Here is a 25,987-nt window from a genome sequence, read left to right on the forward strand (position 1 = left end):
CAACTTTGTCCGCATTAGTCAAGTATTGGCAAAATATCCCGGGAAGGACGATCTTGGCAGGAGAGGAAGAACATGCGCCGCCAAAGAAGCGGACACCGGGTCAGGCAACCCTTTTCCCATTCTGCGTGATGGACCTGCAATTGAAGGGGAAAAGATCCATGGTCGCTTCGTTCACCAAATCCTCGGCTTCCGCGCTGGCGCTGGCAGCCTCTCTGCTCGGGAGTCCGGCCCTGGCGCAGGGCGTTGACGCTGCCTCACAACCTTCCGACGAGATCATCGTCACCGCGCAGCGCCGTTCGGAGGCATCGCGCGACGTTCCCATCACAGTCACCACACTGGGCGAGGACCAGTTGTCGACCGCCAACGTGAAACAGCTTTCCGATACCGCGAAGCTGACGCCCGGCCTGCGCTTCGACAGCCAGGGCCCCGCCGTCCAGCCGACGATCCGCGGTGTAGGCACCGCCATTACCACATCGGGCGGCGGACCCAACGTGGGCATCTATGTCGACGGGTTCTTTCAGGCGAACACCTATCTGTCGGACTTTGATCTGCTCAACGTCCGCAACATCCAGGTTCTGAAAGGGCCGCAGGGCACGCTGTTCGGCCGCAACACCACCGGCGGCGCGATCATCGTCACGACTGCGGAGCCCAGCACCGAAAGCAGTGCGCAGGCCAAGATCAGCTATGGCCGCTTCAACACGCTCAAGGCGCAGGCCTATGCCACATACGGCATCAGCGACCGCGTCGCGGTCGATGTGGAGGGGCTCTACCGCCGGGGCGACGGCTACTTCACCAATGTCAGCAACAATGACGACAAGGTGGGTCAGTACGAAAACTGGTCGGTGCGGCTGGGTCTGAAAGCGGACCTGACCGACGACGTGTCGCTGCTGCTGCGCTGGGTCCACGCCGAAACCGACGATCCCACGACCCAGCTCGTCAACGCCTATGTAGACAGCTCGGGCAAGGCCGGGTTCTTCGACAAGGTCTCCGCCGCCGGACAGGCCGCATACGGTACTGCGAGTTCGAAAGGGCTGCCGCTGGTCATCTATGGCGCACCCTCGTCTACTTATGCCACCAAGCCAGGGCAGGTCCTGCTCAATCCACCGCAGAGCTTCCGGACCAATTCCGATGCCTTGCAGGCGACCCTCAAGGCCGATCTCGGCTTTGCCGACCTCACGTCCTACACCCAATACCGCAAGGACCTCTCGCCTTACTACGGCGACCTCGATGCGACCGCGATCCCGGTCTTCAACATCTTCGTGGGCGTGAACGACGAGACCTGGAGCCAGGAATTCCTGCTCAATTCCAAGCCGGGTGGGCCGCTGCAGTGGACGGCTGGGCTCAACTATTTCCAGATTCGCGACACTTGGGACATCGGCGCCTCGCTGGGCGGCGCTGGCTTCGGCCCCTTTGGCGGATCGAGCACGACGACCAAGTCCTACGCGGCCTTCCTCGATGCGACCTATGCCTTCAACGACAAGTTCTTCCTGACGCTGGGCGGCCGCTACAGCCACGACGTGGTGGCCGACGGCTATTTCACAACGAACTTCACCACCGCACTGACAGGCTATACGGGCCCGGATGGCGAGAACGTGCCCTTCACCGGTCAAGCCGGGGAACGGATTCCCGTCGACACGCTCAAGAACGACAGCTTCACCCCGCGCGTGGTGCTGCGTTACAAGCCGAGCGAGGATTCCAGCATCTATGCCTCCTACACGAAGGGCTACAAGGCAGGCATTCTCAACGTGGGCGGCTATTCGCAGCAGCCGGTAAAGCCTGAGAAGATCAATGCCTTCGAAGTCGGCTACAAATACGACAACCGCGTGTTCCAGGCCGATCTCGCGGCGTTCTATTACGACTACAAGAACCTGCAGGTCTCCAGCTTCCAGAATGGCGCGGCGCAGATCCGCAATGCTGCCAGCTCGGAAATCTACGGTGCGGAAGCACAGCTTCGCTACAAGGTCTCGTCCGATTTCACCGTCAATGGCGGCGTGGCCTGGACTCATGCGCGGTACAAGAGCTTCCCCAATGCGCCTTATTACAGCTATTGCGATCCATCGGTTGCCGCGACCGACTTCGCCAATCCGCTGAACTGCTATGTCTACAGCGGCACGCAGTCGCCAGGCGGCATTGTCCAGACATCGACCGATGCTTCGGGCTACAAGATGCAGCGCGCGCCCGAATTCACCGGCAATATCGGGGCGAGCTATGGCCTCGATCTGGGGGGCGGCAGGCTGATGCTCTCGGGCAACCTGTACTACACCTCCAGCTTCTATTTCGATCCGGAAGAGCAGTTCAAGCAGAAGGGATACGAAGTCCTCTCCCTGCGTGCGCAGTGGACGGACCCGAGCGAAACCTTCACGGTGGCCGCCTTCGGCGACAACATCACCAACAAGCGGTACCGCACGCAGGTGCTGTTCAACACGCTGGGCACGGGCTCTGTGTGGAACTCACCCATCACTTATGGTGTGGAACTGGGCGTCAAGTTCCGCTGAGCCACGGCCGGAAACCATCGGGCCAGAAACCATCCGGCAGGAGAAAGGCATGACCGGGACAAACGCCGAGAACCTGGTGCATGCCTTCTTCACCGCCGTTGCGGCCGGTGACCTGCCGGACAGCCTGCTCACGCCGGACATGACAGGCTGGATCACCACGCAAGGCGCCATGGACAAGGCCTCGTACCAGGGCCTTATCCGGCTCCTTGCGCGGATGACCAATGGTCCGCTGCATTTCGTGGTGGACTCCATCACGGCCCAGGAAGACCGGATCGTGGCCGAGGCCCGCTCCACGGGGCGGCTGATCGACGGCACGGACTATGCGCAGACTTACGTCTATGTGTTCCGTGTGAGAGAAGGCCGCATCGCTTCAGTGGCAGAACACTACAATGCCCTGATTGCGCAGGAAAAGCTGCTGCCGTTGATGAAGGCCTTGCGCGAAACGTGACAGCAGAACGGGCCGCCGGGCCCGGTGCAGGAGGTTCGGGATGAGCATGATCGAAACCGCACGCGGCGCAGTCCCGCTCGACGAGCTGGGCCGGGTTCTGATCCATGAGCACATCTTCCTGATGGACATGGAATATACCTGCAATTACCGGCCGGACTTCTTCACCGGCAAGACCATCGACGATGCCGTGGCCCGCCTCGATGCGCTCAAGGCCAGCGGCGTGGACACGATCATAGACCTGACCGTGCTCGGCCTTGGGCGGCACATGCCCAGCCTGGCACGCGCGGCCGCGAAGACCGGCCTCAACATCATCGTTTCGACCGGGGCATATACATTCGATGCCGTGCCCTCTCCGTTCCAGTTTTGGGGCCCCGGCCTGCTCAAGGATGCCAAGACGGAGCCCATGGTGGACCACTTCCTGGCGGACATCACGCAAGGGATCGCGGGAACGGGCGTGCGTGCCGGGATGCTCAAGTGCGCGATCGACGAGCCCGGCCTCACGCCCGGCGTGGAACGGGTGATGCGGGCCGTCGCCCGCACGCACACCCTCACCGGCACGCCCATCACGGTGCACACAGCCCCACGGCAGGAAACCGGCCTTGTGGTCCAGCAGATCCTGGAGGAGGAAGGCGCCGATCTTGAGCACGTCGTCATCGGCCATTGCGGGGATACCACCGACATCGACTACCTCATGCGCCTGGCGGACCGGGGATCGCTGCTGGGGATGGACCGTTTCGGCGTGGACTTCGCACTGTCCACGCAAGAGCGCATCGCCACGATCGCACAGCTGGTCCGGCGCGGGTATGCAGGCCAGCTCACGCTAAGCCACGATTGCTGCTGCTGGTCCGACTACTTCCCTGACATCGCCGACTATCACGCGGCCATGCCCCACCATCATTATCTGCACATCCACAACGATGTCGTTCCCGCCCTGCTCGAAGCGGGCGTTTCGCAGGCCGACATAGACCGCATGTTCACCGATAACCCGCGCCGCCTTTTCAACACGGCGTCAAAGGCGGTTTCATAAACGGCGGATCAATCCACCAGCAGCATCGCGCCTGAGCCTTCTTCGGCCAGAACGTCGTCCGGATTACGCAACGGGCAGTCCTCCAGAGACAGGCAGCCACATCCGATGCAGGTGCCCAGCTGATCGCGCAATTGCGTCAGGGCCACGATCCGGTCCTGAAGCATGTCATGCCAGTCCTGGCTCAGCTTGGCCCATTCCTTGGCCGTGATCGTGCCCCTCGGGAAGCGGTCCAGATGCTCCTTGACCTTGGCGAGCGGCACACCGGCGCGCTGGGCCACCCGGATAATGGCGACTCGCCGCAGCATCTGCCGCCCATAGCGGCGCTGATTTCCCGTCGTGCGCCAGCCTTCGATCAACCCTTTTTTCTCGTAAAAGTGGATTGTCGAGATCGCCACGCCGCAGCGCTGCGCCAGCTCTCCGACGGTTAAAGACTTGTTTTTGTTAATCCCTACAGCCACGCCCGACCCCCAACCTTGTCCAATGCTCAGGTTTAACTGGGGGGTCTGTTACATCTCTGCAAGCCTGCAGATTCCCCTTGACCTCAACTATGGTTCAGGTTGTATTGATGCTGTCGGCTTGCTTCCGCAAGTACCCGTTTGTGCGCAGTTCACACCCACCGGAGCCGACATGATCCCGTTTCCCTCGTCCCTGACTCAACAGGCAGCCGCCGAAGCCTTTCTTCGCACCTCCCGCGCGGTGACGGCATGACAGAGTCGGGCTTGCAGGGGGATGAACAGCAGCGCCCCACTATCGCGCAAGTTCGCACGATCGTTATTACGATCTGCGTCCTCGTGGTCCTGCTCGGCGGTCTGTTCGCCTGGCGCACGTGGCGCGCGGGTTCAGGCCAGGCATGGCCGCAGCAAGCGGTTCCCGTTGCCGCAACGGTGCTGACACCGCGAGAGGTGCCCGCTTCACTCGATGCTGTCGGCACGCTCAGCGGCGTTCGCCAGGTCACGCTTTCTCCGGAAGCGGCCGGGCGTGTTTCCGCGATCCGCTTCAAGGCGGGCGCGCATGTCGGCGCGGGCGCGCTGCTGGTCCAGATCAACGACGGTCCCGAACGGGCGGACCGGCGCGCCGCGGCGGCCAAGGCCGAATTCGCGCGCATCCAGCTCAAACGCTCGGAAGAACTCGCCCCCACCGGCGCCGAACCGCGCGAACTGCTGCAGCAGCGCCGCGCCGAATACGATCAGGCCAGGGCCGCCGTGAACCAGATCGATGCCCGGATCGCACAGAAAGCGGTCAGGGCGCCGTTCTCCGGCGAAGTCGGCATCCGCCAGGTAAACCTCGGCCAGTATCTCAATCCCGGCGATCCGGTCGCCACGCTGACCGCGCTCGACCGGCTCTATGTCGATTTCGCCCTGCCGCAGCAGGACTTGGCGCGGCTGCATCGCGGCGCCAGCGTGAACGTCACCAGCGATGCCTTTCCGGGCCGCACCTTCTCGGCCAAGGTCAACGCGATCGAGCCGCAGATCGGCGAGGATACGCGCAATGTCTCGGTGCAGGCGGTGATGCCCAACCCCGGCCGCGAACTGCGCCCCGGCATGTACGTGACGGCCTCTTTCGTGCTGCCGCCGCACAAGGACGCGCTCGTCCTGCCGATCACTGCCGTCCAGACCTCGGCGCAGGGTGACAGCGTGATCGTCATTCGCGGCAAGAACGCCCGCAAGGGCGGCAAGGCGGAAATCGTGCCCGTCCAGACCGGCCAGCGCATGGGCGAGGAAGTCGTCGTGACCGGCGCTTTGAAGCCCGGCGACGTCGTGGTGGCCGACGGGCAGTTGCGCGTCCAGCCCGGCGCCGAGGTGAAGGTCTCGCGTATCGTCCCGCAGAAAGGACGCTGACGTGCATTTCACAGACCTGTTCATCCGCCGCCCGATCCTGGCGATCGTGGTCAGCCTGCTCATCCTGCTCGTCGGGCTGAGCGCGGTCTTCAGCCTCCCCATCCGCCAGTACCCGCGCATGGAAAGCGCGACGATCACGATCGACACCGCTTTCCCCGGCGCCACGCAGGACGTGATGCAGGGCTTCGTGACGACGCCGATCTCGCAGGCCATCGCCACCGCCAACGGCATCGAATACCTCACTTCCAGCTCGACCCAGGGCAAGAGCCACATCGCCGCCAAGCTGGTGCTCAATGCCAATGCCGACCGCGCGATGACCGAGGTCCTGGCCAAAGTGCAGCAGGTAAAATACCGCCTGCCCCAGGGCGTGACCGACCCGGTGATCGCCAAGATCACCGATGGCGCTTCGGCCGTGCAGTATCTGGGCTTCGTCAGCGAGACGATGCCGCCCTCGGCGATCGTCGATTTCGTCAACCGCGTCGCCCGCCCGATGATCACGTCGGTGCCCGGGGTCGCTTCGGCCGATATCTCCGGCGGCGCCTCGCCCGCGATGCGCATCTGGGTCGATCCCGCCAAGCTTGCCGGCCGGGGGCTCACCGCCAGCGACGTGGCCAATGCCCTGCGCGCCAACAACGTGCAGGCCGCGCCCGGCCAGCTCAAGGGAGACAGCACCGCCATCAACATCACTGCGGGCACCGACCTGCGGGACGTCGATTCCTTCCGCAAGATGGTGCTCAAGACCGGCAAGAACAGCCTCGTCCGGCTGGGCGACGTCGCCACGGTAGAACTCGGCAGCAAGAACTATGACGACAAGGCCTATGCCGATGGCCGCCCGGCCGTCCTGCTAGCCATCACGCCTACGCCCGACGGCAATCCGCTGGAGATCGTCGCGGGCATCAACAAGCTTCTCCCGCAGCTCCAGCGGGTCGCGCCTCCCGGTGTCAAAGTTCAGAACATGTTCGACCGGGCCCGCTTCGTCGATGCCTCGATCGAGGAAGTGGAACATACGCTGACCGAGGCGGTCGTGATCGTGATCGCGGTAATCTTCCTGTTCCTCGGCACCTTCCGCGCCGTCATCATCCCGGTCGTGACCATCCCGCTTTCGCTGCTGGGCACGACGGCGCTGATGCTGATGTTCGGGTTCTCGTTCAACCTGCTGACGCTGCTGGCCATGGTGCTGGCGATCGGTCTGGTCGTCGACGATGCGATCGTCGTGGTCGAGAACATCCACCGCCATATCGAGGAAGGCCATTCCCCCATCAACGCGGCTCTGGCCGGCGCGCGCGAGATTATCGGCCCGGTCATCGCCATGACCATCACCCTCGCCGCCGTCTATGCGCCGATCGGCCTGATGGGCGGCCTCACCGGCGCGCTGTTCCGCGAATTCGCCTTCACCCTGGCCGGATCGGTGATCGTCTCGGGCGTCATCGCGCTTACCCTGTCCCCGATGATGAGCAGCCGGCTGCTGCACACCAATATCGGCGAAGGGCGGCTGGAAAAGGCCCTGGAGCGCGTCATGCACGGCCTCACCACCCGCTACGAGCGGATGCTGGGCTTCACCCTGCGAGCGCGCCCGGCAGTGCTCCTCGCGGGCGTGCTCATTCTCGGCACCACCGTGGTGTTCTTCACCGGCGCCAAGCGCGAACTCGCCCCGCCGGAGGACATGGGCTACGTCTTCGTCCAGACCAAGGCGCCGCAATACGCCAATGTCGACTACACCGCCCGCTTCAGCCGCCAGGTGGAAAGCCTGTTCCACAAAGTGCCGGAATTCGCAGGCAGCTTCTTCACCGTGGGCGGCACCAACGGCGCCAATGTCGGTTTCGGCGGCATCATCCTCGACGTCTGGGGAGACCGCGAACGGACCGCCGATCAGGTGCAGGGGCAGATCACGGCCTCCACCGCGGGCGTGACCGGCGTCTATGCCACCGCCTTCCAGGACAGCCCGCTCCCGGCGGGAAGCGGCGGCTTGCCGGTGCAGATGGTGCTGCGCTCCGCCGATGACTTCTCGCAGCTCTACAAGACGCTCGAAGCGGTCAAGGGCGCGGCCTGGGGCAGCGGCCTGTTCGCCTTCGTCGACGCCGATCTCGCGTTCGACAGCCAGGAAGCGCACATCACCATCGACCGTGCGAAAGCGGGCGAACTGGGCGTAGGCATGTCCGAAATCGCCGATACGCTGGCGCTGCTGGTGGGCGAAAACTACGTGAACCGCTTCAACTGGCACGACCGCTCCTACGACGTGATCACGCAGGCCCCGCAGGCCAAGCGCCTGACTCCGGACAATCTCAGCCAGTACTACGTCCGCACCGGTTCGGGCCGGCTGGTGCCGCTCTCGACCGTCGTGAGCATCAAGATCAGCCCGCAGCCCAACGGACTGCCGCAGTTCAACCAGATGAACTCGGCGACGATCTCGGCCGTGCTGATGCCCGGCGTGACGATGGGCCAGGCGGTGGACTTCCTGCAGCAGCAGAAACTGCCCGAAGGCACGTCGGTGGACTGGCTCTCGAACAGCCGCCAGTACGTGCACGAGGGCAACCAGCTCACGATCTCCTTCGCCTTCGCGCTGATCGTGATCTTCCTGGTGCTGGCGGCGCAGTTCGAAAGCTTCCGCGATCCGCTGGTCATTCTGGTGACGGTGCCGCTCGCGGTGTCGGGCGCGCTGGCGCCGCTCTACCTCGGCTTCACCACGCTCAACATCTATACGCAGATCGGCCTCGTCACCCTGATCGGGCTGATCTCCAAGCATGGTATCCTGATGGTGTCCTTCGCCAACGAGATGCAGCACAAGAACGGGTGGAACCGCACCGAAGCGATCCGCCACGCCGCTGCCGTGCGTATGCGCCCGGTGCTGATGACCACGGCCGCGATGGTCGCGGGCCTCGTGCCGCTGATCTTCGCAAGCGGCGCGGGGGCGGCCAGCCGCTATGCCATCGGCATCGTGGTGGTCATGGGCATGCTGATCGGCACGCTCTTCACCCTCTTCGTGCTGCCCACGATCTACACGTTCGTGGCGGACGACCACCGCGGACCGACGGAAGAAGAAGAAACCGATGAAGAAGCGAAGATCGGGGAGATCGCCCATGCGTAAGGCCCGCCTCTCCGCCCTTCTCGTCTCGCTGCTGGCCACCGCCGGCTGCGCCGTGGGCCCGGACTATCGCCCGCCGGAAACGCCCTCAGCCTCCGCAGGCGCTTTCGTTACCAAAACGGCCCAAGCGGACCCGGCGGCGGCACTGCCGGACGACTGGTGGAAGCTCTACAACGATCCGGTGCTCAACGGCCTGATCGAACAGGCACTCTCCGCCAATACCGACTTGCGCGTGGCTTCGGCCAATCTCGCCAGGGCCCGTGCGGTGCTGAGCGAAGCGCGTTCCGGGCGCCTGCCGTCCACCACCCTGTCGGGCGGCGGCTCCTATGGCGATGCCGCGCAGATCGGCGGCAGCGGGGGCGGCGGCTTCGTCAGCCTCGACGATACGCAGTGGTCCACCAACGCCTCGGCAGCCGTCTCCTGGGAAGCGGACCTGTTCGGACGGGTCAGCCGCTCGATCCAGGCCGCCCGCGCCGATACCGAGGCCGTGGAAGCCGCAAGGGACGGCGTGCGCGTGCTGGTCGCGGCGGAAACCACCCGCGCCTATCTCAACGCCTGCTCTTATGCTTACGCTCTCGATACCGCGCGCGAGTCCTACCAGACCAGCGAAGAGAGCCTGAAACTGATTACCGCGCAGGAACGCGCCGGGTCGGCCGCCAAGCTCGATGTAGAGCGGGCAGGCGCGGCTGCGGCCACAGCCCGCGCGGCCGTGCCCGCCCTCGAAGGAGAGCGGAAAGTAGCCCTATTCGAACTGGCGGCCTTGCTCGGCAAGACGCCGGATTCGATCCCTAAGGGAGCGCAGGGGTGTACCCGCCCCAAATCCCCCACCTCTGCGCTTCCGGTCGGTGACGGCGCCGCATTATTGCGGCGCCGCCCCGACCTCCGCGAGGCGGAACGGCAACTGGCGGCGGACACCGCGCGGATCGGCGTGGCGACAGCAGACCTTTACCCCCGCATCAGCCTCGGTGGGTCCGGCAACTTCTTCCGCAACGATCAGGTCAAAGGCAGCGATTCCTTCTCGTTCTCGCTTGGCCCGCTGATCTCGTGGAGTTTCCCGAACATCACCGTGGCCCGGGCACGCGTTCGCCAGGCCAAGGCACAGGCCGATGCTGCCCTCGCCACGTTTGACGGCAAGGTGCTCACGGCCCTCAAGGAAGTCGAGCAGGCGCTGACGCGCGTTGCCACCGGGCAGCGCCGGCTCGACGCCTTGCAGGAAGCCAGGGACCGCTCGGAACGCGCCTGGCACTTGGCCGATCAGCGCTACCGGGCAGGATCGATCTCCTATCTGGACGTGCTGGTGGCGCAGACCGAGATGCTCAATGCCCGCTCCGCTTATGCGGACGGGATGCGCTCCCTGTCTTCCGACCGGGTCGACCTGTTCAAGGCGCTCGGCGGCGGCTGGCAAGCGCCCGAACAGGGCGATGCCTCAGCCACCCCGGCTGACGCGGCACAGTAACGCAGCACAAAAGCCCCCGGCAGTGAACCATCGCTGCCGGGAGCCTTGCTTCGCGACGGGCGGAACCTGAATTCTGACGCCGGAAATCCCGGCGAGGATCAGCGTTCCACCCCGCCCAGCAGCAGTCCGTTGAACAGAAACTTGAACGTCCCATAAGGTTGCGCGCGCTGTGCGACGGACGGCGCCATGACCATCAGCCGCCCTTCGCCCACCGGGATATCGGCCACCGCAAAAGTGCCTGCCAGCTTTTCCTGACCGATCGCCCAGCCGCTGCGCAGCACATCGCGCCCCTCGAACCACGCCACCGGCGCGATCGCCGCGCTTCCATCCGGCACGAAAGTCTGCGCGCGGTTGAAGAACACATCCGCTTGCGATGGCATGCCATAGGCAAGCGGCTGGCGGTTATCGACCCGCGCCTTGAGGATGGAGCCGGGAATGTAGAAATCGCGGGTGGAAAGCGCTTGTTCTTCCCCGTCGACTTGCCGGACCAATGCAGGCTTGAGCGGCGTGTGGAACAGTTCGGTGAACCGCGCCGATCCGCCGATGGCGACGACCGAGCCGCCGTGGGTCACGAAATCCTTTACTGCAGGCACACTGGTCGTGTCAGTCACCTGCCCCAGCTGGCTGCGGTATTCGCGCGGCGTATCCTTTTCAGCAGGCTGCCTTGACGCCCAGCCCCGGCCCCATGCGCCCTGCCCCGGCAAAGCGCCGTCCGCGAAAACTAGCACATCGAAATCCTTGTTCAGGTTCCCGGCGTCGAGCCGTTCGGGGAAAACCCGCTCATAGGGAAACTCGAACTGTTCCAGCAGCCAGCGCGTCCATCCGGCGGTCATGAGGCCACCATAACGGTCCACCACGCCAATGCGGACGGGCTTTAGCGTCATCAGCCCGGTCTGCGGTGCCTGCTCCACGGCGTGGGCCGTGATGCCGAGTTCGCGGACGGCCTTTGCAATGATGGTCTCTGCCGCTGCGGACTGGGGAATCCAGATCGCCCCCGGCGCCAGATCGGCCCCGTCCGCCCGGACGGCGCCAGTCAGCCACGAAGGCTTGAGGCCCGCCGCCAGCAGCCGGTTGGTGAGGATGAAGCTGTTGTTGGTTTCATGGCTGACGATCCAGCCCGCACCGCCCTGCCCGTCGATACGCCCCGGCGGCGGCGTCAGTTCACCCGGCACCGTGCTGAAACGCCCTTCGAAGCCATCCAGCACGCGGTCGAAGCGAACACCCATCTGGTACGCCAGCGTATAGCCGGTGATGTCGTAGGGCGCCTTGGGCGGTCCGCCGGGATACTCGGTGTCGTGCGGATGGTCCTGAGGCTCGAACATGTCGAGCACATGCGGGCGATAGGCCTGCGCCGTGCGAACAAGGTAGGTTCCGGCGGGATATGTCTTGCCGCCTGCCGTGAACCCGGCCTGTGCCTGCTCCACTTCCACCCCGGCCCGGATCAGCGCATTGAGGAAGGCAATGGCGGTCGGCATGTCGGCCTGCACGGGATCGATCACATAAGCGCGCGGATCGCGCTCGGCCGGAACCTCGATCAGCGTCTTGTAGAGTGCGGGATCGATCTTCTTCGGCCCGCCCGCGCGGGGCCGGTTGTATTCGTCGGACCCCTTCGCTCCCAGCGGTGCGGCGCCCAGCAGGCGGTCCACTTTGGCGGGCGTCACAGTCCAGCTATCCTTGCTGCCCCGCGCGATCGCGTTGGCGCCCATGCGCCAGATATTGAACAGCAGCCGCTCGCGGTTGCGCGAGGCGTAATCCAGCACCGCGCGGTTGAGCGACCACTGGTAATCGAGCGAATCCTGCAAATGCCAGTCGCGCGGAGCAATCGGCATCATCTCGTCCCCGCGCGGAAGCTGCGTGTCCGGCACCAGCGGGATTTTCGCAGGCGTGGGGCCGCCGATGATCTCCGTCAGCAGGCCGATGGCATTGTGGAAGTAGGAGACCGAACGCTCCATGCCGTTATGCCATGTGGAGTAACGCGCGGCGCTGCGCGTGCCCGATCCGGCCTTGCCTTCCGAAATCAGCCGCGAGTGCATCGCAAAACCGACTTCGTTGAGCTGGGCCATCACGATCGGATCGTAATTGAAATTGAAGGGATCGCGGAACGGCGGCACGAACACCACCATGCCCGCCGGGCCGGTCTGGTGCTGGTTGTAGATAATCTGCGGATACCATTCACGGAACAGCATCCGGTTGATGTTCCGCGTTTCCTTCATCGCGGACATGAAGCTGTCGCGGTTGTTATCGTGCCCGACATACTTCTGATAAAGCCGCGGCAGGGTCGAGAATTCGCGCGCCTTGGGATCGGCCTTGCGCATGTACCAGTTGCTGACCAGTTCCATGCCGTCCGGATTGTCATGCGCGAACAGGATGATGCAATCGTCCAGCTCGCGCAGGGTTTCCGGATCGTTCTGGCTGAGCAGGCGGTAAAGCACCTGAATCTGGCCTTGCGATGTGACTGTCTCGGTCGCGTGCATGCCCGCATCGATCCACACGACCGCCTTGCCCATGGCGGCCAGCCGGGCCGCCTCCTTCTCGTCCACGCCCCTTGCCCGCGCGAGCTTGCGGGCAATCTCGCGGTACTCCTCCAGCCGCGCGATGTTGGCGGGCGAGGATACGGCGGCGACCCATTGGGTGCGCCCTTCCGATGTCTTGCCGATATCGATCAGCCTGATCCGGTCAGACTGGCTGGCGAGCCGTTTGAGATAGGCCTCGTACTGGGTGTAATTGGCCAGAAAGTAATCGGAACCCGGGCGCTGCGGGAAGGCCTGCTCCGGAGGCGTGATCGCCTCGGCAGGCGCTGCGGCCTCGGGCGGCGACTGGGCCTGCGCCGTTGCGAGGGGCTGAAGCAGCAGCGTTGCGGAAAGCAGCAGCCAGGTGCGTTTCATGCGAGGGCTCCGAAATCGTAACGTGGGAAGAAGGGCACGAACGGACATCACCCGTCCGGATCAGTAAAAGCGGATGTTGTCTGCCTGAAGCCACAGCCGCTGTCCGGCGGCACGCGAACCGCCGATCTCGACCTGAGTCAGGCCGTCGCCAGTATAGGCCGCCCCTTCCTTGCCCCGGCGCGCAACCGGGCTGAGGGCCGTGAACGGCAGTTCCACCGTGGTCCAGCCCGGCTTGGCCGTGACTCTGGCTTCCCAGCTTCCGGCCACGCCGTTGAGGCGCACCAGATATTCGCCTTCGCCCCTGATATCGAAACGCAGGCCCTTGTAGCCGCGAAGATCGACCGGCGTGACCGAACCGCGCGTAAGCGGCACCGCGAAGCCGGCATAGGCCCCCTCCTTCACCGCCATCCGGGCCGAGAGGCTGAGCGCCCTGCCGCCACCTTCGCGCGGCACCGTCTGCGTGATCTCCACCGTGCGGTCCATACCACCGTCTCCGGTCTCCAGACGCAGCGTATCGAGCGTGGAGCGGCGGTCCATGCGCTCGAAATCGTCGACCAGCGCGGGCACTGTCACCGATGGCAGCCAATCAGCCTTATTGGCGGCGGGAAGCGGCGGCGCGCCCTGCCCGCTGACGAGCTTGCCGTCGATATAGACCTGATAGGTCTTGTAGACATCGGTGATGTCGATCCACGGCTTGCCGCTGATCAGGACGAGATCGGCCCGCTTGCCCTTGGCGATAGTGCCGCGGTCCTGATCGAGCCGCATGATCCGCGCACTCGTCCGGGTTCCGGCGACGAGCGCCTGGCTGGGGGTGAGCCCGGCCTTCACCAGCAACTCCATCTCATGCAGGGTGGACGTGCCATGCGGGGTGGCGAACATCCCGGCATCGGTGCCCAGCGCGATCGGCACGCCCGCGTCGAACAGCGCTTTCACATTGTGCAGCGCATTGCCGAACCGGGCGACGGACTGCTTGTAGCGCGGATCTTCGGGATCGTCAGAGCGGCGGCCCGGCTTGTAGGGATCGTAGACGGCAAGTGTCGGCGCCATGCCCATGCCGCTGGCGGCGATGACTTTCACTTCTTCCGGGGTCAGCGGGCGATCCTGCAGGCCGTGAGCCAGCGAATCCACGTGACCGCGCGCCGCCACCAGCCCGCGCTCGACGGCCACCGTGTGCGTCAGTACCGGCCAGCCATGCGCATGTGCGGCATCGGACAGGGCCTTCAGGGTCCATTCGTCCATGCTGGTATTGTCGGGCGACATGCCATAGCGCCAGCCGTCGGTGAACGCCTTGATGAGATCGGGCTGGTAGGCTTCAAGCCCCTTGATCGCGGCCTTGGCCGCCTCGGGCGTGTTGATCCAGATCGTCGTCGCCTGATCGGCCCAGTCCGCCCCGTGCCCGCCGGGCGTGCTGATGCGCGCGGCGAAGTTCACATGCGGCGCCACCAGCGTTTTCAGCCATGCCCGGCGCGGCGCATAGGATTCGGGCTGTTCGTGGAAATCGTTGACCGTGGTCACGCCCGCCTTGGCATAGGCAGCGGCGATTTTCGGAGTGGCCGCGGGCTCTCCCGCCGGGGTCCAGTGGGTGTGGAGATCGAAGAAGCCGGGCAGCAGCGCCTTGCCCTTGGCATTCACGACTTTCGCGCCGCGCGGGACTTTCACATCGGGCCCAGCCGCGACGATGCGATCGCCCTTGATGAGCACGGTTTCGACCATGGGCGCCGCCCCCGTCCCGTCGAACACCGTCGCGCCGACCAGCGCCACAGTCGTATCTCCGGACTTTGCGGCAAGGTTGCCTGCCGGAAACGTGATCACGCCCGTCAGGACGACGGCGATCAGGCCTTTGCGCATGAAGTTGTCCCCTATTCTCATCAGTTGTGTCCCTTGCCCGGCGCAAGGGCGGATGTGGCGCAGAACCAGCAGTCTTCGTTGCTGCCGATCGGTGCGCCGGGCGGAATTTCGGGCGGCGGCGCCACGGGTTCGGCCAGCTTCGCGCGGGCATCCGGGGCGGCGGTGAGCAAGGCTGCGAGGTAACGGCAGTGATCCCCTTCGATCCCGCCCTTGCCGCAACGCTGAAGCCGCCTGGCGAAATGCGCCATTTCCGCCTCGACCACGGCCATCGCCGTGGAAGACAGGCGCTTGTCCTGCGTCAGGGCGATCAGCCTCAGCCCATAGCGCGCCCGCACATGCCGCCGGATTTCCGCCTGCCTCTCACTGGCGGCCGGTTGTTCCATCACCGCGTTCTCGATCCGGCCCAGCATTTCGGTGAGCGAAAGCTGCGCGGGATCGGCTGCGGACTGCTGAACAAGGCGGTTGAGCCGCTCCGGCGCCAGCAAGGCAGCATAAGTGCCATCGGCAGCCACTTCGGCCGCGCGGCCCCAGTCAAAGGCCGCAGCCGTGCGGCCGGGCAGCAGCTCGATTTCGAACTGGCGGTCCGGCGTGCCGGACTGGACCGAGGAAAGCAGCGGGATCAGCCTGTCCGGCAGATCCAGGACAGCCGGATCAAGCGTTCCCACCAGGGCTTCAAGCGCCGCTCGCTGACGTTCCGCCGGAACCACGGAAGCCAGCTCGTGGCCGTCTCCCTTAACGGCATAGCTGTAATCGACGCCGCCCACGAGTTTGGAGGCCGCCGTCACTTCATAACGATGGAACAGATAGACCGGAACCAGCATCCGCTGCAGACCGGCCGCCGCCGCGCCATCGGGCAGGTTGTCCAGCCCGAAGCGCTCCAGCGCGATGCGGCGGACTTGCAGGACATGCTCCAGCCCCGCAACCGCATCCGTGCCATCATCCCACATTGCGCCCCACGGCTGCGCATCGCCGTCTCCGCGGGTATCGCCATCGGCCACGAAGCGGTAGCCCTTCGCCTGCGCTTCGCGGGCCAGAGCATCGAGCGCGGATGCTTCATCCGTCCCCGGCGCGAACTCGCCATAGAGCCACTGGACCGCGAAACGGTCCCACGCACCGACGCCGGTGGCATAGGCATCCGAGAAATCGAGCTTGCCATCGGTGATGCCGATGCGCGGTGCCGGATAATCCATCACCGAAGCGCGGTTGGCGAAAGTGCTTCCCGCAAAGTTGTGCGACAGGCCCAGCGCATGGCCAACTTCGTGGACGGCAAGCTGGCGCAGACGGGCGCGCACCAGTTCGACCGGATCGTCCGCCGCCCCGGTGCCTTCATGCGCGGCGCCCGCCAGCCCCTCGAAGATCAGCTTGTCCTGCCAGGCCCGCAGTGACCCAAGCTGCACGACACCGCGCACGATCTCTCCGGTGCGCGGATCAACGATGGTCGAGCCGGTAGACCAAGCCCGCGTCTCGCGATGGACCCAGGCGATCACGTTGTAGCGCGCATCCATGGGATTGGCGCCTTCGGGCAGCAGCTTCACCTGAAAGGCATCGATGAACCCGGCCGCATCGAACGCCTGCGCCCACCATTGGGCGCCTTCCATCAGCGCCGTGCGGATCGGCCCCGGAGCCGCGCGATCGACATAGAAGACAATCGGCTTCTTCACGCGCGAGCGGGCTGCGGCAGGGTCGATCTTCTCCAGCCGGAACCGGCGCGCGAGACGAGTTACGACCGGCTGATCGACATCGGCGGAATAGTCATTGCGGATGACCTGCACCGAGGTGCCGGTGCGCGGATCGTGCGGGCGCGGATGAAAACCGGCATCGGGCAGGCGGATGAAGCTGTGGTGCATGCGGACCGTCAGCGCCCGCCCGTCCGGCACCACGCGCTGCAGATCGCGCCCCGGGTCCGCGCTGGTGAACGTCAGCGCGGCTTCGAACTCCACATTGCCGGGGAAGGCCATGCTCTGGCCGCGGTCGATATAGCTGAGCTTGGGATCGATCCTGAAAGCCCCCGCCTGCGCCGCCTTGAGCCTGCCCGCGACATTGAAGGCATCCCGCATGACAAAGCCGCCCAGGTCCACCACGATGCCCTGGGCGTTCTCCTCAACGATGTCCCCGCTCCAGACCGGCGAGTTGGAAAACGAACGCCGGACGGCCTGTTCCTCCCCCGCATCGCCGCTGAGGGCACGGAAGCGCAAGTTCTCGAACTCGGCGAAGACCCGGTTCCCCACCTTGCGGAACAGCAGGATCTGGGTCTGCCCCAGCCGTGCCCGGTCGAGGCCGATGCTCGGCGCCCCCAGCCCGCCCGCGATCGAGGGGGTGTAGAGATAGCGCGCGATGACACCGTCCGGTCCTGCCGCGGGCAAACGGACAGGCAGTCCGCCTTTGCCCGCCGGCAGCAGCGTGAAAAGCGCCGGTTCCTGCACCGCCCGCGGCACGGACGCGGGCGGCTGGGCGGAAACCGCCGGGCCTGCACTGCCTGCGGCGAGCCCAAGGCTCAGAAGAAGAGCGGCCGAAGCTCGCCCCCGGAAAGATACAGCCACGCCTGAAAGACTGAGGAGCCTGACCGGCCTCTTCCACCGGCCTTGCAATGCGCCCATGTTCCGTTCCCCTGTATCGCCGGACCGCACGAAGTCCGCGCCTGTGACGAAGCGGAACGGAAAACCCGTCATCCGCTCTTCCTATCTGTGAAACGGACAAGACGGCCAATTCCGCCTGTCGGAATTGCCGGGAACCGGAAAAAGGGGTTCATCCTCAACGGTACAGCCCGGATCAGCGCACCGGTTCCCCAAAGCCGTCCACTTGCGTGCGGGACGACCTGTCGATCCACAGGAAGACAATCATCGACATCCCGATCATCGCGGCCACATACCAGTAGAACCCGCTTTCGAAGCCCTTTTCCTTGAACGAAAGGGCCACGTATTCCGCCGTGCCGCCAAACAGGGTGTTGGCCAGCGCATAAGGCAGCGCCACGCCGAGCGCACGGATCTTGGCCGGGAACAGCTCCGCCTTCACCACGGCATTGATCGAGGTATAGCCCGTCACGATCACCAGCGCAGCGAGCACCAGCAGGAAGGCATGAAACGATGATGCCGCTTGCTTGAGCTGTTCGAAGATCGGAACCGTCAGCAGCATTCCGGCGATACCGAAGGAAATCAGCAGCGGCTTGCGCCCCAGCCGGTCTGACAGCCACCCGGCCAGCGGCTGCAGCAGCATGTAGATGAACAGCGCCGCCGCCATGATCCCGGTGGAGGTCTCCCGGCTGAACCCGGCACTGTTGACGAGGAATTTCTGCATGTAAGTGGAATAGGCATAGAACGCGAGCGTCCCGCCCGCCGTCAGCGCCACGACCACCGCAAACTGGCGGGGATGATAGCGCATCAGCGCCAGACCGCTCGACTTGCGCGCGTCCTTGTCCGCATGCGCGGCTTCGAAATCGGCCGTCTCCGCCATGGAGCGCCGGATGTAGAAGACGCTGAAGGCCAGCACGCTGCCCATGGCGAAGGGAATGCGCCAGCCCCAGGCCTCAAGCTGGGCTTCCGTCAAGACCGCCTGCAGCACCAGCAGCACGCAAAGCGCCAGCAATTGCCCGGCGATCAAGGTCACATACTGAAAGCTGGAAAAGAACCCGCGCAGCTCGCGCTGGGCCATTTCGGACAAGTAAGTAGCGCTGGCACCATATTCGCCGCCGACCGAGAGCCCCTGCATGAGCCGGGCCAGCAGCAGCAGCGCGGAGGCCCAGGGGCCGATCTGCGCGTAACCGGGCGTGCAGGCGACCAGCAGCGAGCCCGATCCCATCAGGATCACCGAAAAGGTCAGGCCAGCCTTGCGCCCGCGCCGGTCCGCATACATCCCCATCAGCCACGCCCCCAGCGGGCGCATGAGAAAGCCGACCGCGAAAATGGCCGCCGCATTGAGCAACTGGGCCGTGGCATCCACCTGGGGAAAGAACACCGGGGCGAAATAGAGTGTGAAAGCCGAATAGACGTACCAGTCGTACCATTCGACGAGATTGCCCAGTGCCCCGCCGAAAATCGATTTCAGCGGAGACCGGTTCTCCTTGCGGCTTGCCTCCAGGCTGTTCGGGCTATGCATATTCCCCCATAACGAACGGCACTGGCCAATCTGCCAGCCCACCCCCATGATTTCGCATCAGTTTCCGGAACCGCCCGGGCTTTCCGGCGCGGCCTGCGCGCCCGGCGATGCCTTGCCCGGCAGGATCATCACGCTGTCCTTGCCCGGCACCGCGCGAATGCCGAAAGTCGCCCCCAGCGAGCGGATGAAGGTATCGGAGTCGCGCGTGTGAACCGTGCCTCCCACGCGCAGCGAGGCGATCTGCGGCGATCCGATGACAAGCGGCTTCGCGCGATAGCGGTTCAGCTCCGCCACCGCCTGTTCCAGCGTTTCCCCATCGAAAGTGATGATGCCCTCGCTCCAGGCGGTGCGCCGCGCCATCTCGCTGCCGGTGAGCGTGGAAACCCCCACCTGCCCGCCGCTGACGACGGCGTAGTCCCCCGCATCGACAACCGCCTTGCGCTTGCCCTTGTTATCGACCCCGACCCGTCCGGACATTACCGTCAGCGCCGTCACGCCATCGTGCCTGCGCACGTCAAAGACAGTGCCAAGCGCCCGGAACGAGATATCGCCCGCATCCACCACGAACGGCCGCTTGCTTTCATGCGCCACGTTGAAGCGCGCCTCTCCCTGCAGGAGGCGGACGAGGCGGACATCCTTGCGCAGGGCCACCTCGACGGAACTGTCCGTATTGAGCTTCAGCACGCTGCCGTCGGCCAGATCGATTTCACGCTCCCCGCCAACCGGGGTGCTGTACCGCCGCACTTCCATCCACTTCTGGATGGAAACGGCGCCTGCCGTGCCGATCAGCGCGGCGCAGACGATCCCCACGAAGGCGCGGCGGCTGAACAGCGCTTCGAAACGGCCCGCCGGGCCTGCCACGTCTTCGGGGACTTCGGGCAGATAGGCATTGTCCAGCTGCCCGGACAGTTCCCAGCTCGTCTCGGCCTTGGCGAAGGCATAGCCATGGGCCGGATCCTGCTCCACCCATGCGTAGGCGGCATCCCAATCGCCGCTTTGCTGGGCTTCAAGATACAGCCGGGCCGCTTCGGCTTCGATCGCCGACCAGTCTCTGGCTGCTTCCCCGCGACGATCCAAATCCGAAACCCTCATGCTTGCCGATCGCCTGCATGACCTTCAGGGCCGCACGCGCGATATGCTTGTCTACAGTAGAAACGGACAAGCCCATCTCTTCTGCTATTTCTTTCACCGGTCTACCGTGCAGACGGCGCAAAATAAATGCCCGGCGGCATTGGATCGGCAGCGAGTCTATGATCGTCTCAAGACGGCGCAGTTCATCGCGGGCCTGCAGTTTCCGCTCCGCGGACATGTCATCCGCGATCAGATCGAGATCGGCGATCACTTCGTAGGAAACGACCTTCGCGCGCCGGGCTTCGTCGATAACAAGGTTGCGCGCGATCGTAAAAAGGTAGCTGCGTCCGTTGGTAACGCGCCGGTAGTCCTCGACCGCGAACGCGCGGGCCATGGTTTCCGAAACCATGTCGTCCAGTTCGCTCGAATGGGGAAGCACGCGGCGCAGGCGCCCGCGCAGAGCGGCTTCGTGCGGCAGAATGGTCTGCTTGAACCAATCGAGTTTGCTTCTTGCCGGATGCACGCGCCACCCCCGTTATCGCCGCCCTTCCGCTGAAGGTACGGGACATTCCTGTCACCTTTCTGTCACGGCCGGTCCGGCCGGGAGCGGGCTGCGGACAATGGCCTGCAATTAATTTGCGAAAGCCGTTGGCAGATTTTCGGGAGCACTTCGTTTCACCTCCATGACACCCACACTGAAAACCCGGGAGCTGCCTCCATGAAGTCCCGTAAACGAACCGCTTTGGAACTCGGCTGTGTTGCTGCCTCGGCGCTGGCCGCCTGCAGTATCCCCTTCACCGCTCACGCAAGCACGATCGGATCGGCGTCCACGCCGGGGCAGTCCGCCATGGACTTCGCCATTCCGTCGCAGACACTCAAGACGGCCATGGCGGTCTTCTCGCGCCAGTCGGGCTATCAGGTGCTGTTTCCCTACGACAAGGTTCAGGGCATGCGCACAAAGGCGGTTTCCGGACGCATGACGCCGGACGAGGCCTTGCAGCGCATGCTCGCTGGCACGGGCCTCAAGGTCAATCACGCCGGGCCGCGCGGCATCGCCCTCTCCTTCGCAGACATGGAGCGTCCGGCCCGGGGCTCCGTCCAGCTTGCGGGCAGCGAAAGCGCGGGCAGCGCAGCCTTTCCCCTGACCGGGCAGGCCACCGCCGCCGCGGCGCCCTATGAAGCCGGGAACACCAAGGAAGATGTGCCGGTCGACATCGTCGTCACCGGCTCGCGCGGCATGCCGCGCACCGTGGCGGACAGCCCCACCCCCGTCGACGTGATTTCCGCCAAGGATCTGGAGAAAACCGGCAAGCCGGGCCTGCTGGCGGCGCTGAACACGCTCGTCCCCTCCTTCAATGTGCCGACGCGCGCAGGCGGCGGCACTTCCACAGTGATCTCCACTGGCGGCCTGCGCGGGCTCAATCCCGATCAGACGCTGATCCTTGTCAACGGCAAGCGCCGCCACAAGACCTCGCTGATCAATGCGGTGTCCTCGCTCTACAACGGCTCGGTGCCGGTCGATCTCGATCTGATCCCCACCTCGGCCGTGGACCATATCGAAGTCCTGCGCGACGGTGCGGCGGCGCAATACGGCTCCGATGCCATTGCCGGCGTCATCAACATCATCCTCAAGGACAAGACCTCGGGCGGATCGGCCAGCTTCACGGCGGGCCAGAACATGGACCGCAGCGACGGCGAGACTTATCTCGCCGATGCCAGTCTGGGCGTGGCGCTGGGCGATGCCGGTTTTGCGGATGTCTTCGTCAGCGCGAAGAAGCAGTCCGCTTCCAACCGCGCCCGCCCGATCGCGGACACGGTGCAGCTCTACACACCGATCGACGGCGAGACCGACCCGCGCGAGGCCACGGCGGACCGCCTGATCACCCGCAACTACGGCGGCTTCCCGGCGCAGGCCATCAACACCGGCTATAACGCCGCTTACGATTTCGGCGGCGTGGAACTCTATTCGTTCGGCACCTTCAGCCAGCGCAAGTCCGAGCTGGACTATACCTTCCGCTATCCCTCGAACCCCAATTCGCTGCCCGAACTCTACCCCAACGGCTTCCGCCCGCACCGCGACATTCGCGAGCAGGACTTCGAATTCACCGCCGGTCTGCGCGGCGAAGTGAGCGGATGGCACTGGGATCTCGCAACCGGCTTCGGCAAGAACCGCGCGCGGCAGACGGGTTCCAATACCCTCAACGCCTCGCTCGGCCCGACGAGCCCCACCAGCTTCTACATCGGCACGCTGGAATCGACCGAGTGGAAGAACACTTTTGACGTGACCAAGGGATACGCCGTGGGCGGCGGGAACCTGCAGGTCTCCGCCGGGCTGCAGTTCCGGCGCGAAACCTACAGCGTGATCCAGGGCGATGAAGCCAGTTCGGCGCTCGGGACTTACAGCTATATCGACAGCAATGGCGTGACGCGCGTTCCGGCCACGGGCGCGCAGGCAGCCAACGGCTTCACCGCCGACGATGCGGGCCATCTCGGCCGCAACAACCTCGGCGCCTATCTCGATCTTGCCTACGATCCCACCAGCGCGATCACCATCGGTGGCGCCGTGCGCTTCGAGCACTACGACGATTCCTCGGGCGATACGCTGATCGCCAAGCTCAACGGGCGCTATGCCGTAACCCCGTGGCTGGCGCTGCGCGGTGCGGTCAGCACCGGTTTCCGCGCGCCCGGCCTCGCGCAGCAGATCTACGCGACGACGACCGGCCAGTTCCGCATCATCGACGGCGAACAGGTCCGGCTCCAGATCAAGACCCTGCCGGTCAATTCGGCCGCTGCTATCGCGCTGGGATCGCAGCCCCTCAAACCGGAGAAGTCCACCAACTTCAGTGCCGGTTTCGTGCTGACCCCGATCGACCGGCTGACGCTGACCGTCGATGCCTACCAGATCAAGGTGAAGGACCGCATCGCCATCACCAGCACGCTCACCGGCGATGCGGTCTCGGCAATCCTCGTCGCCAATGGCCTCTCGCCCTATATCAGCGCGCAGTACTACACCAACGCGATCGATACCCGCACCCGGGGCATCGACGTGGTGGCGACCTACAGCCATCCGCTGGGAGACCTTGGCAAGATGGCGTGGAACATCGGGTACAATTACAACAAGAACATTATCACCCGCATTTCCGACAATCCCGCAGAGCTGGCCTCGCTGGGCCCGGACTACGTGCTGTTCGACAGGGTCTCGCAGGCCAATCTGACGAAGAACCTGCCCAAGACCAAGCTGATGCTCGGCAACACCACCACGATCGGCGATTTCACGCTCAACACGCGGGTGGTGCGCTACGGCACGCTTGCCTCGCTCCAGAACGACACCACGCGCGACCGCACGTTCGGTGCCAAGTGGATCACGGACGCCGAACTGGCCTGGCAGGCGACCGAAATGGTCCAGATCGCGGTGGGGGCCAACAACCTGTTCAACGTCTATCCGGACGAGAACGGCATCTACAGCGCCGCTTACGGCGCGGGCATGTACCCGACCACATCGCCCTACGGCTTCACCGGCGGTTACTACTACGGCCGCGTCGCTCTCTCGTTCTGAACCGCAGGCCGGTGCGTCCTGCTCAGGGCGCATCGGCCCTATGAAAGGAAGATCCGCCATGCGTTCAGCCGCGATCGGACTGGCCCTGACATTGGCCGCCGTTACCGGGACCAGTTCCCTCATGCCCCCCTCCGCTGCCGAAGCGGCCGCGCGCAAGACGGCCTTCGGCGGCGGGGAAATCCTGTGGGACAGCTTCGGCGTCCCGCACGTCTATGCCAAGACGGAAGCCGGTGCGTTCTATGGCTTCGGCTATGCCCAGGCGCAGAACCACGGCGACATCCTGCTGCACATGTACGGCGAATCCCGCGCCAAGGCCGCCGAGTACTGGGGCGAAAAGTTCGCCAAGCAGGACCGCTGGCTGATCGCCAACGGCGTGCCCCAGCGCGCCGCGCAGTGGTACAAGCTGCAAACCCCGCAGATGCGCCAGGATCTCGACGCTTTCGCCGCCGGGATCAACGCCTATGCCGAGGCGCACCGCGACAAGATCGACCCGGAAGTGCTGCAAGTGCTGCCGGTCAAAGGCGTCGATGTGATCGCCCATGCCCACCGGCTGATGAACTTCCTCTACATCGCGTCCGACCGCCGGGTGCTGGTCGAACCGAAGACCAACGAGGCGGGCGGGTCGAACGCCTGGGCGGTGGCGCCATCACGCTCGGCCAGCGGCCATTCCATGCTGCTCGCCAATCCGCACCTGCCTTGGGCGCCCAGCCTGCTCACCTATATGGAAGCCCAGATCAATGCCCCCGGCCTCAGCGTCTATGGCGCGACGCAAGTGGGCCTGCCGGTGCTGCGCTTCGCATTCAACAAGGATCTGGGGTTCACCAACACCGTGAACACCATGCTGGGCTACACCAGCTATGCCCTCACCCTGAAAAATGGTGGCTACCTGTTCGACGGCAAAGTCCGCCCGTTCCGCACCGAGACCAAGAGCTTCAAGGTCCGCCAGCCCGACGGCTCGATGAAAACGGAAACCTTCACCCAGCGCTACGCGGTGCAGGGCCCGGTCTTCGATCTGCCCGGCGGCAAAATGACAGTCGCGCTCAAGGTGGCGGGGCTGGACCGGCCCGGGGTGCTGCAACAGTACCTCGACATGGGCAAGGCGCATGACTGGGCCACGTTCAGCAAGGCCCTGCGCGAGATGCAGGTGGTGATGTTCAACATCGTCTATGCCGACCGAGACGGGCACATCCTCTATCTCGACAACGGCCTGCTGCCCAAGCACGAAAGCGGGGATGTCGCCTACTGGTCGAAGCCCGTGCCCGGCGATACCTCCAAGACGCTGTGGAGCGGCCTGCACAGCTTCGACGAGATGCCCAAAGTGCTCGATCCGGTCAGCGGCTTCGTGCAGAACGCCAACGATCCGCCATGGCTGAGCACCTGGCCGCGCCAGCTCGATCCGAAGGCGTTCCCGGCCTACGTGGCGCCCATCGGCCCGGAAAGCCAGCGCGCGCAGATGTCGGTCAAGCTGCTCGCCGATGGGCCGAAGCTGAGCTTCGACGATTTCGTCGCCAGGAAGCTGACCACCCGCTCGCTGATGGCGGACCGCCTGATCCCGGCGCTTGCGCAAGCGGCCGAAGGCAATACCGATCCGGACGTGCGCCAGGCGATCGCGCTGCTGTCGCAATGGGACCATCGCTTCGAGCCTGACAGCCGCGGCGCGCTGCTGTTCGAGACCTGGGCCGCGATCTTCGCGCCCGACAACTTCAAGGACCAGAGCAACTATGCGGTGAAATGGACGCCTGACGATCCGCTGGAAACCCCGCGCGGACTCAAGGATCCGGCCGCCGCGGTCGCCATGCTCAAACAGGCGGTGGCGAAGACCAAAGAGCTCTACGGCGCCATCGACCGTCCTTTCGGCGAAGTCTCGCGCTTTCACATCGGCGATGTCGATCTTCCCGGCAACGGCGGCTTCGGCAACACCGGCGTCTTCCGCACGATCACCTGGGGCAAGATGAAGAACGGCGAGCGCACGCCGCTCCATGGCGAGACCTGGGTCTCCATGGTCGAATTCGGCACCCCGATGAAGGCGGTGGGCCTGATGAGTTACGGCAATTCCAGCCAGCCCGGATCGCCCCATCGCGGCGACCAGCTCAAATACCTCTCGGACAAGACGTTCCGCACGCTGTGGCTCGATCGCGGCGAAGTGGAAAAGCATCTGGAAGACACGACCCCATTCTGACGCCCCGCAC

The 25,987-nt window shown here is 64.9% G+C and carries 15 protein-coding genes; 8 read left to right on the forward strand and 7 right to left on the reverse strand.

What is annotated here, in order from left to right; all coding sequences use genetic code 11:
- Positions 1–158 precede the first annotated feature (158 nt).
- The 3 genes from MTR66_RS02770 to MTR66_RS02780 are packed head-to-tail and all read left to right on the forward strand — an operon-like array spanning position 159 to position 3,970.
- A complete protein-coding gene (locus MTR66_RS02770) occupies positions 159–2,495 on the forward strand; it encodes a TonB-dependent receptor (RefSeq protein WP_243917691.1) in 2,337 nt (778 codons plus the stop codon).
- 49 nt (positions 2,496–2,544) lie between these two features.
- Positions 2,545–2,943, forward strand: coding sequence for a nuclear transport factor 2 family protein (locus tag MTR66_RS02775; RefSeq protein ID WP_243917692.1), 399 nt, complete (start codon positions 2,545–2,547; stop codon positions 2,941–2,943).
- A 40-nt stretch (positions 2,944–2,983) separates the two neighbouring features.
- Complete coding sequence (locus tag MTR66_RS02780) at positions 2,984–3,970, forward strand: phosphotriesterase family protein (RefSeq protein ID WP_243917693.1); 987 nt, start codon at positions 2,984–2,986, stop codon at positions 3,968–3,970.
- 8 nt (positions 3,971–3,978) lie between these two features.
- Here the strand turns inward: MTR66_RS02780 and soxR are convergent, their stop codons facing one another.
- Positions 3,979–4,365 carry a redox-sensitive transcriptional activator SoxR gene (gene soxR / locus MTR66_RS02785; RefSeq protein WP_407673020.1) on the reverse strand — a complete coding sequence of 129 codons (387 nt, stop codon included), beginning with the start codon at positions 4,363–4,365 and terminating at the stop codon, positions 3,979–3,981.
- A gap of 309 nt (positions 4,366–4,674) precedes the next feature.
- Between soxR and MTR66_RS02790 the strand changes: the two genes are divergently transcribed.
- From MTR66_RS02790 to MTR66_RS02800, 3 genes are read left to right on the forward strand one after another with little or no spacing between them, the layout of a single operon-like run.
- Complete coding sequence (locus tag MTR66_RS02790) at positions 4,675–5,808, forward strand: efflux RND transporter periplasmic adaptor subunit (RefSeq protein ID WP_243917695.1); 1,134 nt, start codon at positions 4,675–4,677, stop codon at positions 5,806–5,808.
- Position 5,809: 1 nt separating this feature from the next.
- A complete protein-coding gene (locus MTR66_RS02795; RefSeq protein ID WP_243917698.1) occupies positions 5,810–8,893 on the forward strand; it encodes an efflux RND transporter permease subunit in 3,084 nt (1,027 codons plus the stop codon).
- Complete coding sequence (locus tag MTR66_RS02800; protein ID WP_243917700.1) at positions 8,886–10,346, forward strand: efflux transporter outer membrane subunit; 1,461 nt, start codon at positions 8,886–8,888, stop codon at positions 10,344–10,346. Before MTR66_RS02795 ends, MTR66_RS02800 begins: the two co-directional genes overlap by 8 nt.
- 98 nt (positions 10,347–10,444) lie before the next feature.
- On the opposite strand, the gene MTR66_RS02805 is transcribed toward MTR66_RS02800, so the two are convergent.
- The 6 genes from MTR66_RS02805 to MTR66_RS02830 all read right to left on the reverse strand — a co-directional run bounded on the left by MTR66_RS02805 (position 10,445) and on the right by MTR66_RS02830 (position 20,765).
- Positions 10,445–13,231 carry a M14 family metallopeptidase gene (locus MTR66_RS02805; RefSeq protein WP_243917701.1) on the reverse strand — a complete coding sequence of 929 codons (2,787 nt, stop codon included), beginning with the start codon at positions 13,229–13,231 and terminating at the stop codon, positions 10,445–10,447.
- Between the two features lie 60 nt (positions 13,232–13,291).
- Entirely contained in the window at positions 13,292–15,100 is a 1,809-nt protein-coding gene (locus MTR66_RS02810; protein WP_243917702.1) for a CIA30 family protein, read from the reverse strand.
- A complete protein-coding gene (locus MTR66_RS02815) occupies positions 15,100–17,619 on the reverse strand; it encodes a zinc-dependent metalloprotease (RefSeq protein ID WP_243917703.1) in 2,520 nt (839 codons plus the stop codon). The genes MTR66_RS02810 and MTR66_RS02815 overlap by 1 nt, the downstream gene beginning before the upstream one ends.
- Before the next feature lie 229 nt (positions 17,620–17,848).
- On the reverse strand, positions 17,849–19,171 hold the full coding sequence (locus MTR66_RS02820) for an MFS transporter (RefSeq protein WP_243917704.1): 1,323 nt from the start codon (positions 19,169–19,171) through the stop codon (positions 17,849–17,851).
- Positions 19,172–19,228: 57 nt separating this feature from the next.
- Positions 19,229–20,248, reverse strand: coding sequence for a FecR family protein (locus MTR66_RS02825; protein WP_243917705.1), 1,020 nt, complete (start codon positions 20,246–20,248; stop codon positions 19,229–19,231).
- The gene (locus MTR66_RS02830) at positions 20,178–20,765 is read right to left on the reverse strand and encodes a sigma-70 family RNA polymerase sigma factor (protein WP_243917706.1); all 588 of its coding nucleotides are present in this window, start codon (positions 20,763–20,765) and stop codon (positions 20,178–20,180) included. The genes MTR66_RS02825 and MTR66_RS02830 overlap by 71 nt, the downstream gene beginning before the upstream one ends.
- A 195-nt stretch (positions 20,766–20,960) precedes the next feature.
- On the opposite strand from MTR66_RS02830, the gene MTR66_RS02835 reads away from it, so the two are divergent.
- A complete protein-coding gene (locus MTR66_RS02835; protein WP_243917707.1) occupies positions 20,961–23,798 on the forward strand; it encodes a TonB-dependent receptor in 2,838 nt (945 codons plus the stop codon).
- 58 nt (positions 23,799–23,856) lie between these two features.
- A complete protein-coding gene (locus MTR66_RS02840) occupies positions 23,857–25,977 on the forward strand; it encodes an acylase (protein ID WP_243917709.1) in 2,121 nt (706 codons plus the stop codon).
- Positions 25,978–25,987: the final 10 nt, after the last annotated feature.

This window comes from Novosphingobium beihaiense (genome assembly GCF_022832375.1).
Taxonomy (GTDB): domain Bacteria; phylum Pseudomonadota; class Alphaproteobacteria; order Sphingomonadales; family Sphingomonadaceae; genus Novosphingobium; species Novosphingobium beihaiensis.

Coding starts and splice junctions, on each gene's coding strand:
- MTR66_RS02775 (WP_243917692.1), top strand. CDS start 2,545: ATGACCGGGACAAACGCCGAGAACCTGGTGCATGCCTTCTTCACCGCC.
- MTR66_RS02780 (WP_243917693.1), top strand. CDS start 2,984: ATGAGCATGATCGAAACCGCACGCGGCGCAGTCCCGCTCGACGAGCTG.
- MTR66_RS02805 (WP_243917701.1), bottom strand. CDS start 13,231: ATGAAACGCACCTGGCTGCTGCTTTCCGCAACGCTGCTGCTTCAGCCC.
- MTR66_RS02835 (WP_243917707.1), top strand. CDS start 20,961: ATGAAGTCCCGTAAACGAACCGCTTTGGAACTCGGCTGTGTTGCTGCC.
- MTR66_RS02840 (WP_243917709.1), top strand. CDS start 23,857: ATGCGTTCAGCCGCGATCGGACTGGCCCTGACATTGGCCGCCGTTACC.
- MTR66_RS02820 (WP_243917704.1), bottom strand. CDS start 19,171: ATGCATAGCCCGAACAGCCTGGAGGCAAGCCGCAAGGAGAACCGGTCT.
- MTR66_RS02810 (WP_243917702.1), bottom strand. CDS start 15,100: ATGAGAATAGGGGACAACTTCATGCGCAAAGGCCTGATCGCCGTCGTC.
- MTR66_RS02800 (WP_243917700.1), top strand. CDS start 8,886: ATGCGTAAGGCCCGCCTCTCCGCCCTTCTCGTCTCGCTGCTGGCCACC.
- MTR66_RS02770 (WP_243917691.1), top strand. CDS start 159: ATGGTCGCTTCGTTCACCAAATCCTCGGCTTCCGCGCTGGCGCTGGCA.
- MTR66_RS02790 (WP_243917695.1), top strand. CDS start 4,675: ATGACAGAGTCGGGCTTGCAGGGGGATGAACAGCAGCGCCCCACTATC.